This window comes from Haloplanus sp. GCM10025708, assembly GCF_042663985.1.
Lineage (GTDB): Archaea > Halobacteriota > Halobacteria > Halobacteriales > Haloferacaceae > Salinirarus > Salinirarus marinus.
Genome location: NZ_JBHSZA010000011.1, coordinates 1,537,397 through 1,553,767 on the forward strand (window position 1 = coordinate 1,537,397; position 16,371 = coordinate 1,553,767).

Here is a 16,371-nt window from a genome sequence, read left to right on the forward strand (position 1 = left end):
AACCCCGGACAGGGTGTACGGATCAGTAGCAGTTCTCCCCATAAAAGCGCTTTCAAAGCCGAGACGCCGTGCGAGGTCGACACACGGGTGGCGAGCGATTCCGGAGAGAAAGGTCCTTGCGTCGGGCGACGAAATCACGGCCATGGACCTCGCGGGACTGGCCGCCACGCTCCGCGCGGAGGCGACGCGGGCGAACGAACGCCGCCTCGTCGTCCTCGCGGGCGATCGCGACACCGGCCTCGCGGCCGCGCACACCGTCGTCGACGCCGCGGACGTCGCCGACGCGGCGTTCGTCACGACTCGTTCCGACGCCGGAGACGACTGCCTCCACCCGGATCACGCCGGTCGACTCCTCGGGACGACCCGAGAGGCCGTCGTCCTCGACGCCCACGAGGCGTTCTCGCCGAACGCCCTCGGCCGCGTCGTCGGCGCGGTGGACGGCGGCGGCCTCCTCCTCCTCCTGACGCCGCCGCTCGACGACTGGCCCGCCCGCCGCGGCAACTTCGATGCGACGCTCGCCGTCCCGCCCTTCGACGTCGACGACGTGACCGGCCGCTTCCGGGCGCGACTGGTCGAAACGCTCCGCACGCATCCCGGCGTCGCCGTCGTCGACGTCGACGGCGAGACGGTCGAACGAGACGGAACGACGGACCCGCCGCCCGCGACGACCGACCGCCGGGTCGACCTCCCGCCCGACCGCACCTTCCCCGACGCCGCCTACGAGGCGTGTCTCACGACCGACCAGGCCGAGGCCGTCGCCGCCCTCGAACGCCTCCGGGAACCGGGGCGGGCCGTCGTCGTCGAGGCCGATCGGGGCCGGGGCAAATCGAGCGCCGCCGGCATCGCCGCCGCCTGTCTCGCCGCCGACGGACGGGACGTCCTCGTCACCGCGCCACAGTTCCGAAACGCGAGCGAGGTGTTCGCCCGCGCCCGCGAGACGCTGGCGGCGCTCGATACGGTCGCCGGCGACGGCGCGGACGACCGCCGCCTACAGACCGACGCCGGCGGCCGAATCCGGTTCGAAGAGCCACCGACCGCCGCCGACCTCCCCGACGATCCGGACGTCGTCCTCGTCGACGAGGCGGCGGCGCTCCCGGTTCGACTCCTCGCGCGGTTCCTCGACGCCCCCGCCGCCGGGTTCTGTACGACCGTCCACGGCTACGAGGGGCCGGCCGCGGCTTCTCCGTCCGGTTTCGCGACCGGCTCGTCGAGAGCGACGTCGACGTCGCCGAAGTGCGGATGGACGAACCCATCCGGTACGCCCCGGGAGATCCGGTCGAGGTGTGGGCGTTCCGGGCGCTGTTGCTCGACGCCCGCCCGGCGGTCGACCAGGTCGTCGCCGACGCGACGCCCGAAACGACGACCTATCGCGCGGTTTCGGGCGCGGAGCTGGTCGAGGACGAGGAGTTGCTCCGCGAGGTGTTCGGCCTCCTCGTCCTCGCACACTACCGGACCGAGCCGGACGATCTGGCCCGACTGCTGGACGCACCGAACGTCGAACTCCGCGTCCTCGAACACGACGGCTGGGTCGTCTCGGTTGCGCTGCTCGCCCGCGAGGGCGGCCTCTCGGCGGAACGGAGAGCGGAGATGTACACGGGCGCTCGCGTCCGCGGCAACATGCTCCCGGACGTACTGACGAGTCAGTTGCGCGACCCGGTCGCCGCGGCCCCCGTCGGCTACCGCGTCCTCCGCATCGCGACCCACCACGCCGTTCGCTCGACCGGCCTCGGCTCCCGCCTCCTCGACCGGGTTCACGACGGCGTAGCCGACCGGGTGGACTGGCTCGGCGTCGGTTTCGGCGCGACGCAGCGCCTCCTCCGTTTCTGGCGGCGCAACGACTACCGGACGATACACCTCTCGACGACCCGCAACGCGACCAGCGGCGAGTACTCCGCGCTGCTGCTCCGGCCGACGAGCGACGCGGGATGGGCGCTCCACGACCGACACGCCCGCTGGTTCCGAAACCGCGTAGCCGACGTGCTCCTCGACGCCCTCGACGACGCCGACCCCGACGTGGTTCGGGCCGCCCTCGCGGGGACGGCCGGGCGAGTCGACGTCGCGTTGACCGCCCACGAGTGGCGCGTCGTCGTCGGGGCCGCCTACGGCCCGGGGCTGTACGACACCTCGCCCGGCGCGTTCCGGCGACTCGCCCTGGCCCACCTCCTCGACGGCGACGTCGAACTCGCGCCCCGTCAGGAGCGACTGCTCGTCCGGAAACCCCTGCAGGCCGCGCCGTGGGACGTCGTCGCCGGCGAACTCGACTACGTGTCGACGCGACAGTGCATGCGCGCGCTCGGCGAGGCGTTCCAGCCGCTGGTCGATCGCTACGGCGACGAGTACGCACGCGCCGAACGCGGGCGATACACCGATTAGGACGGAGCAACGAGAGGCGGGTATGGAGCAGTGTGCGGAGGACGACTGTGACCGCCCCGCGGCCGTCCGGGTGTACGTCCCGTGGGAGGCGGACAGAGACGTCTGCCCGGCACACGCCCGCGCCATCGCCCGACAGGAGGGTGTCGTCGCCGAACCCCTCGACGGGGCCGAGGACGCGTGGCTATAGGAAGTCGGCCATCATCACCTCGTCGGCGTACTCCCCCGCTATCTTGTAGTGGTCGCTGCGGACCGCTTCGGTCTCCCAACCGTGGGCCTCGAGAAAGCCGATGGCCGCGTCGTTGGTCGCCGGAATGCTGTTGTACAGTTTCTCGTAGTCGTGGTCTCGCGCCCACCGGACGCCGCGTTCGAGGAGCGCACTCCCGATGCCGTGACCGCGGTACTCGGACAGGAGCCCGACGGTCAACACTGCGGTGTGGGCGAGTTTCTCCGCTTCCGGCAGGTCGAGATGGACCCACCCGACCACCGCCTCGTCGACGCAGGCGACGAAGACCATCCGCGACCGGACTTCGGTGTGCCGGAGGACCACCTCCTCGTGGTCGATGAGATTGGCCACCGTCTCCGCCTCGATGTACGTCCCCTCCTCGGCCACCTCGCGGATGACGTCGATGAGACCCGACAGGTCGCGCTGAGACGCCGCCCGGATCGTGTAGGTAGTGCCGTCTACCTCGTGTGTCTCCTCGTCTTCGGCCTGATAGGCGACCTGTAGCTTCTTGTTGTCTTTCCGGAGGTAGCCGTCGCGCCGGAGAATGGTGACGTGGCTACCGAACGCCTCCGGATCGAGGTTGAGCGCCCGCCTGACCTCGTTTTCGCGTACCGTCCCGTGCCGTTCGACGTACGCGTAGATGTCCTTCCGGTCCTCGTTGTCGAACTCCAGGTCGTCGGTGAGCTCCATGTCCCATGATGTCACACAGCAATGCCACTTAACTCTTCGTCGCCTCCCCCGTTCGGGGACGCGCGTGAGCAACTGCGCGGTGTCGCGCAAGTCGTGCGTCTCGACGAGGAGTTCGGCGGCCTCGCGCACCGAGAACTCGGCGTCGATGGCGACGCCGTAACAGCGGGCGTAACACTCCAGCCAGCCGTTCAGCGCCCGTTCGAGGAGCACCCACTCGGCCTCCGAGAAGGCGACGTAGTCGCCCGTCCGCGACTCGATGTAGAGCGAGAGGACGGGAGCGAGGCCCTCCTGGAGGTAGTCGAGCGCCCGGTCCGGCGCGGGCGGTGACTCCGGAGGGTCGAACGATTCGCGTTCCTCGTGGGCCTCGGCCGCCAGCGACCGCACGCGCTCCTCGAACCGGCTCATCCTCGCGGAACTCGACGCCTTTCCCGCCGCGCGGATGCTCCCACTCGGTGTCGGCGACGACGGCGCAGGTGCCGCATTCGACGCAGGGCTGCGTGTCGAGGCTCACGACGCGTTCCTCGTCGCCGTTCGACGTCACCGTCTCCTCGCGGTAACAGCCGCCGCCGAAGTCCTGTGCGCTGACCGGACACGCCGAGACGGCCGCGCCGCTGGCGTCGACGGAGTTGTCCACCAGCCTGATGTGCGGGTTGCCGATGTCGGTGTCGTAGGTGAGGTCGCCGATGCGGTCGGCGAGCGTCGGCGGTTCGACGGTGCTCTCCTCGCGAACCGGCGTCCCGAGTTCCTCCGCGATGATCGTCGGGAGCGTCACGTACGAGGTTCGGGTGTCCGGCACCATCGACGTCAGGAACGGCGACCCGAACAGCCGGTCGAGTTGTCCCGAGAGCGCCTTGATGGCAGTGCGGCCCACCCCGGAGGTGAGCACGCCGTCGACGACGTTCGTCACCGCGTCGCGCTCGCCGAGGGCGCTCACGGCGCGGTACTGGGGCGGCCGGAGTTTCTTCATGACGCCCTCCGAGCGGAGTTTCTTCGCGTACCGCCGTCCGGCCGACGATGGGTCGTCGCGGGATTTCGCCTCCGCGAACGCCTCGGCGGCCAGCGCCCCCGCCGACACCGCGTGGTTCATCCCCTTGATGATGGGCCCCTGTGCCTGCATCTGTCCGGCGGCGTCGCCGACGACGACCAGCCGACCCTCGTGGGGTTCTTTCAGCGCCACCTTCTTCGAGTCGGGGACGAGCTTCGCCGAATATTCGCGCTCCTCGTAGTCGTCGCCCAACCACTGCGCGAGGAGGGGGTGAGTGAGCAGGGCGTCCAGCAGTTCGTGGGGTTCGGCCCGTTCGGCGACGAGGCTGTTGAGGTGGAACACCGTCCCGATGGAGACGGAATCCTCGTTGGTGTAGAGGAAGCCGCCGCCGCGCACGTCCTCGAACAGGTCGCCCGAGAACAGGTGGGCGACGCCCTCGTCCTCGCCGACGTCGAACCGGTCGGCGACGACTTCGGGGGCATGTCGACCACCGCCTTGACGCCCTGGAACCACTCCTCGGGGTCCTCCCAGTCCATCAGGCCGGCGTCGCGGGCGAGTTCGGAGTTGACGCCGTCGGCGGCGACGACCAGGTCCGCCCTGATGGGGTCGACCTCGTCGCAGGTGACGCCGACGATCTCGCCGCCCTCGCGCAGGAGACCGTTGACCCGCACGTCCGTCAGGAGGCCGCCCCCGTCTCGCGGGTCATCTCGTGGACGCGTTCGGCCAGCCACGAGTCCATCCGCCGGCGGAGGACCGAATCCGACCACTCGGTGTCGTGTTCGTGCAGGTCGGTGATGTCCACCGTCTTGACCTTGTCGCCGGCGACGTTGTGGAGGTAATACTCAGTCACCGGGCGTTCGCTCGCTTCCTCGCGGAAGTCGGGGAACAGGTCGTCGATGGTGTAGGGTGCCGACTCCTCGGCGTAGATGAGGCCGCCGGAGACGTTCTTCGACCCCGCGTCCACACCGCGTTCGAGGACGAGCGTTTCGACGCCGTAGTTCGCCAGGGCCGCCGCCGCCGCCGCACCGCCCGGCCCCGCGCCGACGACCACCGCTTCGTAATGTTCGTGTTCGTCACTCATGGGTATCACCTTCGTCGCTCGCAGTCGTTTCGCTCGCGTCGCGTCCGCCGTCCGTCACCGCACCGAGGTCCAATTCGCCCGTCTCGATAGCGTCGATGAGACGCGGCAACACCTCGAAGAGGTCGCCCTCTATGAAGTAATCCGAGAAGTCGCGGATGCGCGCCTCGGGGTCGGTGTTGATGGCGACGATGGTGTCGGACTCGTCCATCCCGACTTTGTGCTGGACGGCCCCCGAGATGCCCGCGGCGACGTAGAGGTCGGGTTCGACGACCTGTCCCGTCTCTCCGATCTGTCGTTCCTCCTGGGTGTACTGTTCGACGTGGCCCTCGAAGTTGTACGACCCGGTGACGATACCGCGGGTGACGCCGATTTCGGCGTCCTCGAAGCAGTCCGCGAGGTCGACGGCCAGCTCCATCCCGCGAGTCGGATCCGCGCCGATGCCCCGGCCCATGGCGACGATGACGTCGTGGCCGGTCAGGTCGACGCCCGCCTCCAGTTGGTCGAACTCCGTCACCTCGACGCGGAACCAGCCGTCGTCGAGGGCGACGTCGTGTTCGACCACCTCGCCCTCGAGGTCGGGGTCCGGGTCGGGGAGCTCGAAACTCCCGGGGATGACCGACGCCCCCTGCGGGTGGAACTCCCGGTTGGGGTTGTCCAGACAGAGGATGGTCGAGTACTCGAAGCCGCTGAAGTCCGGGCGCTTCATGTGCAGGACGCGCTCGAACGTCTTGTTCGTCCCCGGCTGTCCCGTCTTGACCGGGTTCGAGATGACCGCGTCCTCGATGAACAGGCCCGAACAGTCCGAGGCGAGACCGCTGTCGAGTTCGGCTTGCACCTGCGCCGACAGGTCGCGGCCGTTGTTCGTCGCCGGGAAGACGACGTAGCGCGGTTCGTCGTAGTCGCGCCAGTCGGCCTCGCCGGGGTTCCCCTCGCCCGGGTCGCCGCCCCACCGCGCCATGTCGCAGAAGATCTCGGTGTAGGCCTTGTGCTGGAAGCGATCGAGTCGGTCGTCCTCGTGGTAGACGACGACGTCCGCGCCGCAGGCGATGCACTCCTCGGCGTGTTTCTCGACGTCGTCGCCGACGAGGACGGCCACGACGCGTTCGTCCGCGTCGTAGTCGTCGTTGTAGCCGTCGATCAGTTCGCGGGCCTTCCCGAGCATCTCCCGCGAGACGTCGATCAGCGCTCCCGCTTGCGTCTCGCAGTAGACCCACATGTCGCCGTAGGTGCCGTCTTCCAGCGCGCGGACGTGGCGCTTGTCGGCCGTCGGGTGGTCGAGGTCGGGGTGTTTCTCCTCGGGCGGGACGGCCGCCTCCGCCTCCTCGCGCTCGCCCCCGCTCACCGATTCGATGCGACTCTGTATGAGGTTCTTGGCCGTCTCGCGGTTCTCGCCCGACTCCTCGGCGTCCAGGATGGCTTCGAGGGTTTCCACCTCGTCGACGTTCTGGACGGCGTTGCCGAGTTCCGCCACGCTCAGTTCCGTCGGGTCGACTTCCCCTCGACTTCGCTCTCGCTCAGTTTGTCGATGCGGCTCTCGACGAGGGTGACGACGCTGTCGCGGTTCTCTCCGGACTCCTCGGCGTCGAGGAGGGCACGGAGGGCGTCGATGTCCTCCACGTCTTTGAGTTTCGGTCCCAGTTCGGCGATGTCGAACTCGGCGGGGTCGAAGGGGGTTCGCCGCCCGCCTCCAGATACTCGCCTTCGGTGTCAGTGTCCTCCTCGATCGCTTCCGCCTCGGGGACGCCGAGGTCGTCGAGGCGGTTGCGAATCGCCTCCAGCGCAGTCTTGCGGTTCTTGCTCGTCCGCTCGGCTTCGAGGACCGATTCGAGTTCGTCGGCCGTCTCCACCGTCTCTAGCTCCTCGCGCAGTTCGTCGACGGTGTAATCGCTCGGGTCGAGTGGGTCGCCCACGCTCAGTCACCCCCGCGAACGGCTGGACGGTCTCCAGAATCTCCTGCATCCCCTCCTCGTCGTCGGGGTCGACCATCGTCGCCTCGCGTTCGGCGGGCGCTTTCGGAATCGGATCGACCGACGAGACGATGGTCGGCGACCCGTCGAGGCCGATGTAGTCCGGGTCGAGATTCAGGGCTTCGTGGTCCCACGTCGTCAGGTGATCCTCGAAGTTCTCGGCGCGCTTCTGGGTCTCCTCGCGGAGGTCCTTCAGTTCGAGTCGGTCGCCCGCCGTCCGGTAGGACGGATCGAACTCGGGGTCGGTGACGACGAACGCCGGGAGCGGCGCTTCCACCGTCTCTATCTCCTCGATATCGCCCTCGACGAGTCGCTTCGCCCGGATTCGCTCGGCCTCCGGGTCGACGTCGAGGGCGACGACGTGCGTGACGATGGGGAGGTCGAGCGCCCAGCAGGCCTGCGGGCCGGTGTGGCCCGTCTCGCCGTCCGCCGTTTTGAACCCCGCGATCACGAGGTCGAGTCCCCCCAGTTTTTCGAGTGCGGTACTCAGCGTGATCGCGGTGGCCCACGTGTCGGCGGCGGCCATCTCGCGATCCGAAGCCAGATAGAGGTCGTCGGCGTACACCGTCTCCATCGCCTCCCGGAGGACGTCCTTGTAGCCCGGCGGTCCCATGCTCATCACGCTGACCGTCCCTCCGTGTCGGACCCGCGTCTGGAGCGCCGCTTCGAGCGCGAAGCGGTCGTTCGGGTTCATCACCGTCGGCGTCTTCCCCCGTTCGAGATGCCCTTCCTCGTCGAAGGAGACCTGTCCCTCGCGGAAGTCGGGGACGCCTTTCGTCAACACTGCCGTGTGCAATGCTACCATGAGTGTGCCGAAACGTCGGCATCATAACGTAATAGTCTTTTATTATCACGGTTCTTACTATCTCGACGCTCGTACGCCGTCGGTACGACGTCCGTCGATACGCCGGTCGAACCGCGACGGACGTCGCTGCCGAGGAGAAGACGGCCGGCCTCTCAGATGCGCCCGGCGCGGCCGGGGTCGACGTCGATGGCGTCGACGGGACAGACGTCGACACACAGCATGCAGTCGATACACTGGTCCTCGTGGGTCGGATTCGCCTTGATCTCGCTTTCGGGGTGGCCGGGCGAGTCAACCCATTCGAAGACGTCGACGGGGCAGTCCTCCAGACAGGCCCCGTCCGCGAGGCAGATGTCGAAGTCGACGGCGACGTGCGTCCCGTGGATGCCGAGCTGTTCCGGCGGGTCCACCGGTCCCCACACCGCGACGCCGTCCTCCTCGCCTACCTTCTCGCGGTTCTGTTCGAAGTTCGGGTCGATGGGCATTGCTAGCTACGAACAGAGAGGCCGGCTATTAAAATATGCCGCCGAGCAGGTCTGCGCGAGCGTAGCGGCGGCCGGGAGAGCGCCAGACGGATCGGTCCCGACTAATCCGCCGTCGCGCCGGCGGCGTCCGTCTCGGGGACGCGGCCCTCGTCTGTCCACCCGCGCGTCTCGTAGTAGGCGTCGAGCGCGTCGTCGAAGTCGGGGAGTTCGTACGGGAGGGTGTCGTCCGTTCGGTCGAAGCCACGCTGGTTGTTGAAGTGGCGTTCGAGTTCGATGGTTCGCGCGCCGACGGACAGGAGGTCGTCGAAGTCGGCGTCGAACAGCGCTTCGAACCGTTCGTCTGTCATCGTTCCCCGAGAGAACCGACAGACGACGCCGCAGTCCTCGAAGGCGCGCTTGTTCTCCTGCTCGACCAGCTTGCGCGCCTTCGCGGCCGAGAGCCCCGACGGGTCGAAGGCGTCTTCCTTGTCGACGAGGGGGTACTCGAACGCGTAGAACGTGGAGTACATGTGGTCCGCGCCGCGGTTGGCCGTCGCGAACCCGAGCCCCTGTCCGTTGAGGGTGCGGCCGTCGTGGGCGGAGAACGACATGCCCTTGACCGTCCAGTCGTCGACGCCGAGATCGTCGGCGAAGCGGTGGATCCCCTCGGCCAACACGTCGCCGTCGCCCTCGCGGTAGGCGATCTTCTCGACCAGTTCGTGAATCAGGTCGTCGTTGCCGAACTCGCCGTTGGCCTTCAGGTAGGCGGCGACGGCGTTGCCACAGGAGATGGTGTCCATCCCGAGGGTGTCACACAGTTCGTTCGACTGCATGACCGAGACGATGTCGTCGACGTCGCAGTTGCCGCCGAAGGCCATGATCGTCTCGAACTCCGGCCCCTCGGTTTCGAGGCCCGTCTCCTCGTCCCGGGTCGGGAGTTTGCAGGCGAACGCACACGCCGAACAGGTCCCTTTCTCGTATTTCTTCGACTCCACGGCGTCGCCGTTGATCCCCTCGAAGCCCTCGTAGCGGACGTCCTCGAAGTAGTACGACGGGAACGTGCCCATCTCGTTGGCGAGGTCGGTGACGCTGGCGGTTCCCTGGCGTTTCATGATGTTGTCGCTGGTGGCGGCGTCGCGGTGGACGTCCATCTGTACCGACGGGATCTCCACGGGCGGGTCGGCGTCGCCGTCGAACGTGAGGAGTTTGACGTTCTTCGACCCGAGGACGGCCCCGAGGCCGCCCCGACCGAAGGCCCGACTCTCCGTCGTCATGATGGCCGAAAAGCGGACCCGGTTCTCGCCCGCCGGACCGATGCAGGCGACGCTGTCCTCGCCGAGTCCGTGTTCTTCCTCGACGTACTCGGTCACCTCAGGAACCGTCGCCGCCGCCAGTTCCGGCACCTCCTCGAACTCGACGCCGTCCTCGCGGACGTGGACGGCGACGAGTTCGTCGCTCTCGCCTTTCAGTTCGACGGCGCTGTTGCCCGCGCCCGCGAAGTTGCGCGAGAGGAAGCCGCCGGCGTTCGACGAGACGAGGCCGTTCGAGAGCGGCGAGACGCCGGTGACGTTCATCCGACCGGTGAAACTCATCTGCGAGAGCTGCATCGGTCCGGTCGTGAAAAAGAGGCGATTCTCCGGGCCGAGCGGGTCGGCGTCGAACGGGACGCGGTCGTGGGCGAGTTTGGTCCCGACGCCCCGACCCCCGACGAACGATTCGAGGACGTCGTCGATCGCTTCGAGTTCCGTCGTCCGGTCGCCGACGTCGATGGATAGGAGTGGTCCCTCGGCGTGTAGCATATCCGGTAGGCGGGGCCGCGCGGTATTAAATGGTGCCCAAACGATCTAGAACACGTCGGCGATCGACTCGTCGAGCGCCGACACCGCCGCGTCGACGTCGGCTCGATCGACACAGAGCGGCGGCGAGAACAGGAGCTGTACGTTCGGCCGGCCGCTCCCCACGAGGACGCCCCTCTCTTTCATCCGCTCTTTGACCTCGTCGACGGGGTTGTCGCCGTCTTCGGCCCACGGGTGGAGGAACGGCTCTCCCGTCTCGGGGTCGGTGAACTCGACGCTCCGGAGGAGACCCCGCCCGCGGACGTCGCCGACGACGTCGTGCGCTTCGAGTTCCGCGAGCTGTTCGCCGAGGTACGCGCCGACCTCGCGAGCGTTCTCGACCAGGCCGTCCGCGTAGACGTCGAGCGCGGCCACGCCCGCCGCACACGCCAGCGGGTGGCCGGCGAACGTCTGTCCGACCTCGATCCCCTCCTCGCGGAGGAAATCGCCCAGCGGCGGGCGCGCGACGACGCCGGCCAGGGGGACGTAGGCGCTCGTCACGCCCTTGGCGAAGGTGAGGAGGTCCGGGACGACGTCTTCGGTGCCGACGCCGAACCAGCCGCCACACCGGCCGAAGCCGGTGATGACCTCGTCGGCGACGAGCAGAACGTCGTACTCGTCGCAGATCTCGCGGACGCGTTCGAAGTACCCCGGCGGCGCGGTGTAGGCACCGCTCGACCCACCGACGGGCTCCATCATCACGGCCGCGACGTCGTCGGGGCCCTCGTTCCGGATGACGAACTCGAGGTGGTCGGCCGCCTGCCGGCCGATCTCCTCGGGCGTGTCGCCGTCGAACGGCGACCGGTAGGTCAACGGTGGGAGGAACTTCGTCGAGGCGGTTCCGCCGTAGCGCTCCATCGCGTTTCGCGTCGCCGGGTCGCCCGTCAGCGACGCCGCACCGTACGTCGCGCCGTGGTAGGACTGCCAGCGCGTCAGCACCTTCCGGCCGCCGGTGTACTCGCGGGCGAACTGGACGGCCATCTCGTTGGCCTCGCTCCCGGAGACGGAGAAAAACACCTCCGAGAGGTCGCCCGGGGTGACGTCACCGATGCGTGCGGCGAGTTCCGCCCGCGTGTCGTTGCCGCTCGCGGAGGCGACGTACGGAATCCGCTGGGCCTGTTCGGTGATGGCGTCGACGATGCGCTGCTCGCTGTGACCGGCGTTGACGCAGTAGAGCTGCGCGACGAAGTCGAGATACTCGTTGCCCTCGTCGTCGTACACGCGTGCGCCGTCGCCCTCGGTGAGGGTGACGACGTCGTCGCCCGCGGTGTACCAGTGCGGAATCGCCCCGCTCTCGGGACGGACTTTCCCGTGGCTCATATCTTGAAAGAGTCCTATTGCGGGATAAATGTACCCCCATCTTCGGATCGAACCGCACCGACCAGGATGACCACGAACGCGCGCCGTCCGTCGGATTCGTTACTTGTGCGCGAAGTACGCCACCGACTCGTCGTCGCCGCGGGCGTCGACGCGAGCGAACCCGACGCGCTCGAACTGGACGACGTCGTCGACGGCCGCGTCGGCGAAGTCGGGTTCGGCGACGCCGTCGACGTCGCCGTCCATCGTCCGCAAGCGGAGGGGACGCCGCCGTCGGCCGGGACCCAGTGAACGACGGGGACGTCCTCCTCGCGGACGGCGTCGATGTCGTCGCCCGTGTATTCGAAGGCGTCGCGGTTGTGCCGGACACAGCCGTACCCCTTGAGCCAGACCCGCTTGCCGTTCGGCGGCACGTCGTCGGGTTCGACGAGGACGGCCCCGGGAACGGGAACCTCGCGCGTCCCGCGTTCGTCGTGGTCGGGGTGCAACGGCGGATGGCCGGCGTCGGGACCACCGACGACGGGGAGTTCGACGCCGTCGCGGACGAGGAAGTAGCGGTTCGCCTCGTCGTCGACGGCGTCGCGGTTGTTGGCGTAGATACTGCTCATCGAGAGTTCGACGTTGCTCGTGGAGGTGCCGAGTTCTATCATCGCGTCCACGATGGCTTGGCCGCGGATGCCGCGCCGTCGCAGACTCGCCAGCGTCGGCGCGCGCGGGTCGTCCCAACCGTCGAGTTCGCCCCGGTCGATTAGCTCCTTGATGGTCGAGGTGGAGAGTTTCACGTCGTACTCGTCGACCTGGACGTGCCCCAGTGGACGACTTCGGGGTACGACCAGCCGAAGTAGTCGTAGACGAACCGCTGGCGTTTCGCCGAGTCCTGTAGGTCGATGCCGCGGATGATGTGGGTGACGCCCGTGAGGTGGTCGTCGACGCCGGACTGGAAATCGAGCATCGGCCAGCATCGGTACTCCGCTGCTTCGGGGCGCGGGTGGGGCGTGTCGATGATGCGGAAGGCCACCCAGTCACGGAGCGCGGGATTCTTGTGGGTGATGTCGGTCTTCACACGGAGGACCATCTCACCGGCGTCGTACTCGCCGTCGACCATTGCCTCGAACTCCGCCATCGTCGTCTCGGCGTCCTTGTCGCGGTGCGGGCAGGGTTCGCCCGCGTTCTTCTTCTCGGAGAACGCCTCGCCCGGACAGGAACAGGTGTAGGCCCCGCCCAGCTCGACGAGGCGACGGGCGTGGTCGTAGTAGAGTTCGAGGCGGTCGCTCGCGCGAAGCACCTCGTCGGGTTCGAAGCCGAGGTAGCCGATGGCGTCGAGGATGGCGTCGTAGGCGTCGAGGTCGGGGCGCTTGGTCTCGGGGTCGGTGTCGTCGAAGCGGACGACGAAAGAGCCGTCGTACATCTCCTTGTACGTCCCGATGACGGCGGGCATCCGGGCGTGGCCGAGGTGCCACGGCCCGTTCGGGTTCGGCGCGGCGCGCATCCGCACCTCGTCGTAGCCGTCGACGTTCGGCAGGTCCGGCAACACCTGCGTTTCGCCCTCCTCCTCGGCTTCGAGCTCTTCGAGGAGATCCGGCGCGAGTTCGGCCAGCCGCTCGCGTCGCTCCCCGGCGAGGCGTCGTTCACCTCGGCGACCACCTGCGCGACGACGCCCGGAATCTCGTCGCCGTGGGGGCGGAAGTCGGGGTTCTGTCCCATCAGCGGCCCCATGACCGCGCCGACGTCGGCCTCGCTGTCGTATTTCACGGCGTTGAGCAGGGCGTGTTTTCGCGCCTCGCGTTCGACCCGCTCGCGCAGTTCGGAGTCCATTACGCCACCATTCCGGCCGCCCGCTAAAAACAGCCGTGGATCGCCCCGCGCGGTCAGTAGCCGCGGGTGACGAGATACCGGGCGATGTCCGCGAGGCGGGCGCGCGCCGCGTTGTCGGGGAGGATTTCGAGGCGCTCCTGGCTGCGGTCGACGAGCGACTCCGCCTTGTCGCGGGCGTAGTCGATGCTGCCGGCGGCGTCGAGTTCGGCGACGGCGGCTTCGATGGCTTCCTCGGTGAGTTCCTCGGGGTCGTCGGCGTCGAGGAGGCCGTCGACGTCGACGCCCTGCTGTCGGGCGTGGAGCGTGATGAGCGTCTCCTTGTCCTCGACGAGGTCCGATCCGCGCTGCTTGCCGAGTTTCTCGCTCGGGACGGTCAGATCGAGGACGTCGTCCTGGATCTGGAAGGCGCTCCCGGCCTCGATGCCGTAGCGGTAGAGCGCGTCGACCACGTCGTCGTCGGCGTCGACGAGGACGGCCGGAATCGCGGCGGACGCGCCGTAGAGGACGGCCGTCTTCGACTCGACCATCTCGAGATACTCCTCGGGGAGCACCTCGGTCCGGCGTTCGAAGCAGACGTCGAGCGCCTGCCCCTCGCAGATGCGGGTACACGTCGTCGCGAGTCGCCGGGTCGACTCCAGCCCGTTGGCCGGGTCGGCCCCGGTCTGGGTCATGAACTCGAAGGCCTTCGAGTAGAGGGTGTCGCCGGCGAGGATGGCCGTCTCGGTGTCGTAGGCCTCGTGGACCGCCGGGACGCCTCGGCGCAGGTCGTCGTCGTCCATGATGTCGTCGTGGATGAGGGTGAACGACTGGATCACCTCGATGCTCACGGCGGCGGCCATCACGTCGATGACGTCGCCGGAGACGGTGGGGAACTCCCGGTAGTCGGTCGAGAGCGGTTCGACGTCGGTGACGGCTTCCGCGGCGAGCAGCGTGACCGTCGGCCGGAGCCGCTTGCCACCCGCTTCCAGCAGGTAGCGCGACGCCTCGTAGAGGCGTTCCGGGTCGGCCATCGGGAGGTAGTCGTCGATGGCCTCGTTGACCAGGGCGCGTCGCTCCTGGACGGTGTCGAGTACCCGCCGTTCCGTCGCGTCCGACGTCATTCCACCAGCTGAATCATGTTACCGTTGCGCGTCACGTGCAGGTCGCGGCCCAGCGCGTAGCCCTGTCCCTCGGCCAGATCGACGTACGGCGCGAAGCCGGCGAGGTCCTGGTGGGCGGGGACGACGTGCTGGGGCTGGAGGGCGTCCAGCATCTGGTAGTGGCCCTCCTGCCGGAGGTGACCGGAGACGTGGATGTCGTCGTAGATGCGCGCGCCCTGCATCCGGAGGAGCCGTTCGGACTGGTAGCGCTGGCCCTCGTTCGTCGGCTCCGGGATGACGCGGGCCGAGAAGATGACCTTGTCGCCGTCGTCGAGTTCGTACGGCGTCTCGCCGCGGCCCATCCGCGTCAGCATCGCGCGCGGTTCGCCCTGGTGGCCCGTGACGATGGGGAGGTAGTTCTCCTTGCCCTCTTTCATGATGCGCTTGAACGTCCGGTCGACGGACTTGCGGTGGCCGTACATCCCCAGATCCTCGGGGAAGTCCACGAAGTCGAGGCGTTCGGCAGTGCCGGAGTACTTCTCCATCGACCGCCCGAGCAGGACGGGCTGGCGGCCGATGTCTTTCGCGAACTCGACGAGGCTGGAGACGCGGGCGATGTGCGAGGAGAACGTCGTCGCGACGATGCCGCCGTCGTAGTCCTCGATGCTGTACATCACGTCCTGGAGGTGGCGACGGGCGACGGACTCGCTGGGCGTGCGTCCCTTGTCTCCCTCGTTGGTACAGTCCTCGATGTAACAGAGGACGCCCTCTCCCTCGCGGCCGATCTCGCGGAACCGCTTCATGTCGATGGGGTCGCCGATGACCGGCGTGTGGTCCATCCGCTTGTCGAGGCCGTAGACGACGGCACCCTCCGGCGTGTGGAGGACGGGGTTGATGGCGTCGATGATGGAGTGGGTGACGTTGACGAACTCCAGTTCACAGCGTTCGCCGATCTGCATCGTCTCGCCGGCCTCCATCTTCACCAGGTCGTTGCCGACGCTGAACTTGCTCTCCCCTTCGACCTGCTGTTTGACCAGTTCGATGGTGAAGGGCGTGGCGACGACGGGGGCGTCGTAGCGGTGGGCCAACTTGGAGATCGCCCCGATGTGGTCGAGGTGGCCGTGCGTGGGCACGATGGCCTGTACGTCGCCTTCGAGATCGCTCATCACCCGGTCGTCGGGGATGGCACCCATGTCGATCAGATCGAGGCTGTGCATCTTCTCGGTTTCGACGTTGTCGTGGATGAGGACCTGCGAGAGGTTGAGGCCCATGTCGAAGACGACGACGTCGTCACCGGCACGGACGGCAGTCATCTGCCGCCCGACTTCTTCGTATCCGCCTATGGTTGCGATTTCGATTTCCATGGTTATCCGAGCATTGAAACGCCACGTACGTGGCAACGGTGCTCACTGAAAGCAGGGCTCGGGGGCCACCGGCCCCGGCGTCTTACAGCACGTCGGTCGCTGGTCCCCGCGTGCGACGCGTCGTCGCACTTACCCGCGGGCGTTCTTGCTATCCCCTACACACCGGGGTATTAAAAACTGATTGGGTCGGTGACGGGGAGAGGTGGAGAGATTCGGTTACGCGCCGGACGGTCGCGTGGCGCTCGAACGCCCGCCGTTCCCGCGTTTCGCTGCCGTCTACGGCCCGTGAACCTCGCTTCGCGGGGGTCGCCCGGAGCGACGTCCCGCCCGAGATCGACTGGGCGGGCTCCGCCGAGCGAGGCGGAACAGCCACCCG

General features: G+C 68.0%; 9 protein-coding genes and 4 pseudogenes. 2 read left to right on the forward strand and 11 right to left on the reverse strand.

All coding sequences use genetic code 11. The features are described 5' to 3' along the window. Positions 1-142 precede the first annotated feature (142 nt). A pseudogene (gene tmcA, locus ACFQJD_RS11600) lies at positions 143-2,373 on the forward strand (tRNA(Met) cytidine acetyltransferase TmcA). Positions 2,374-2,395: 22 nt separating this feature from the next. After that, complete coding sequence (locus ACFQJD_RS11605) at positions 2,396-2,560, forward strand: hypothetical protein (RefSeq protein WP_379798383.1); 165 nt, start codon at positions 2,396-2,398, stop codon at positions 2,558-2,560. On the opposite strand, the gene ACFQJD_RS11610 is transcribed toward ACFQJD_RS11605, so the two are convergent. From ACFQJD_RS11610 to ACFQJD_RS11660, 11 genes and pseudogenes are all read right to left on the reverse strand, one after another. Beyond that, positions 2,555-3,286, reverse strand: coding sequence for a GNAT family N-acetyltransferase (locus ACFQJD_RS11610; RefSeq protein WP_379798385.1), 732 nt, complete (start codon positions 3,284-3,286; stop codon positions 2,555-2,557). The two genes, ACFQJD_RS11605 and ACFQJD_RS11610, sit on opposite strands and share 6 nt — an antisense overlap. Before the next feature lie 406 nt (positions 3,287-3,692). After that, positions 3,693-5,352, reverse strand: a pseudogene (locus ACFQJD_RS11615) (FAD-dependent monooxygenase); the annotation flags it as partial. Next, a complete protein-coding gene (locus ACFQJD_RS11620; RefSeq protein ID WP_379798386.1) occupies positions 5,345-6,823 on the reverse strand; it encodes an electron transfer flavoprotein subunit alpha/FixB family protein in 1,479 nt (492 codons plus the stop codon). The gene ACFQJD_RS11620 and the pseudogene ACFQJD_RS11615, both read right to left, overlap by 8 nt. A gap of 2 nt (positions 6,824-6,825) precedes the next feature. After that, entirely contained in the window at positions 6,826-6,969 is a 144-nt protein-coding gene (locus ACFQJD_RS11625; RefSeq protein ID WP_379798388.1) for a hypothetical protein, read from the reverse strand. A gap of 303 nt (positions 6,970-7,272) precedes the next feature. After that, positions 7,273-8,115 (reverse strand): annotated as a pseudogene (locus ACFQJD_RS11630) (electron transfer flavoprotein subunit beta/FixA family protein); the annotation flags it as partial. Positions 8,116-8,276: 161 nt separating this feature from the next. Continuing rightward, a complete protein-coding gene (locus ACFQJD_RS11635; protein WP_379798390.1) occupies positions 8,277-8,606 on the reverse strand; it encodes a 4Fe-4S dicluster domain-containing protein in 330 nt (109 codons plus the stop codon). A gap of 101 nt (positions 8,607-8,707) precedes the next feature. Then, positions 8,708-10,384, reverse strand: coding sequence for an aldehyde ferredoxin oxidoreductase family protein (locus tag ACFQJD_RS11640; RefSeq protein WP_379798392.1), 1,677 nt, complete (start codon positions 10,382-10,384; stop codon positions 8,708-8,710). A gap of 45 nt (positions 10,385-10,429) precedes the next feature. Then, entirely contained in the window at positions 10,430-11,740 is a 1,311-nt protein-coding gene (locus ACFQJD_RS11645) for an aspartate aminotransferase family protein (protein ID WP_379798394.1), read from the reverse strand. A gap of 99 nt (positions 11,741-11,839) precedes the next feature. Further along, positions 11,840-13,552 (reverse strand): annotated as a pseudogene (locus tag ACFQJD_RS11650) (glutamate--tRNA ligase). 53 nt (positions 13,553-13,605) lie between these two features. After that, positions 13,606-14,652: a geranylfarnesyl diphosphate synthase gene (gene idsA3, locus ACFQJD_RS11655; protein WP_379798396.1), complete on the reverse strand. Its 1,047-nt coding sequence runs from the start codon at positions 14,650-14,652 to the stop codon at positions 13,606-13,608. Beyond that, complete coding sequence (locus ACFQJD_RS11660; protein ID WP_379798398.1) at positions 14,649-15,995, reverse strand: RNase J family beta-CASP ribonuclease; 1,347 nt, start codon at positions 15,993-15,995, stop codon at positions 14,649-14,651. The genes idsA3 and ACFQJD_RS11660 overlap by 4 nt, the downstream gene beginning before the upstream one ends. Positions 15,996-16,371: the final 376 nt, after the last annotated feature.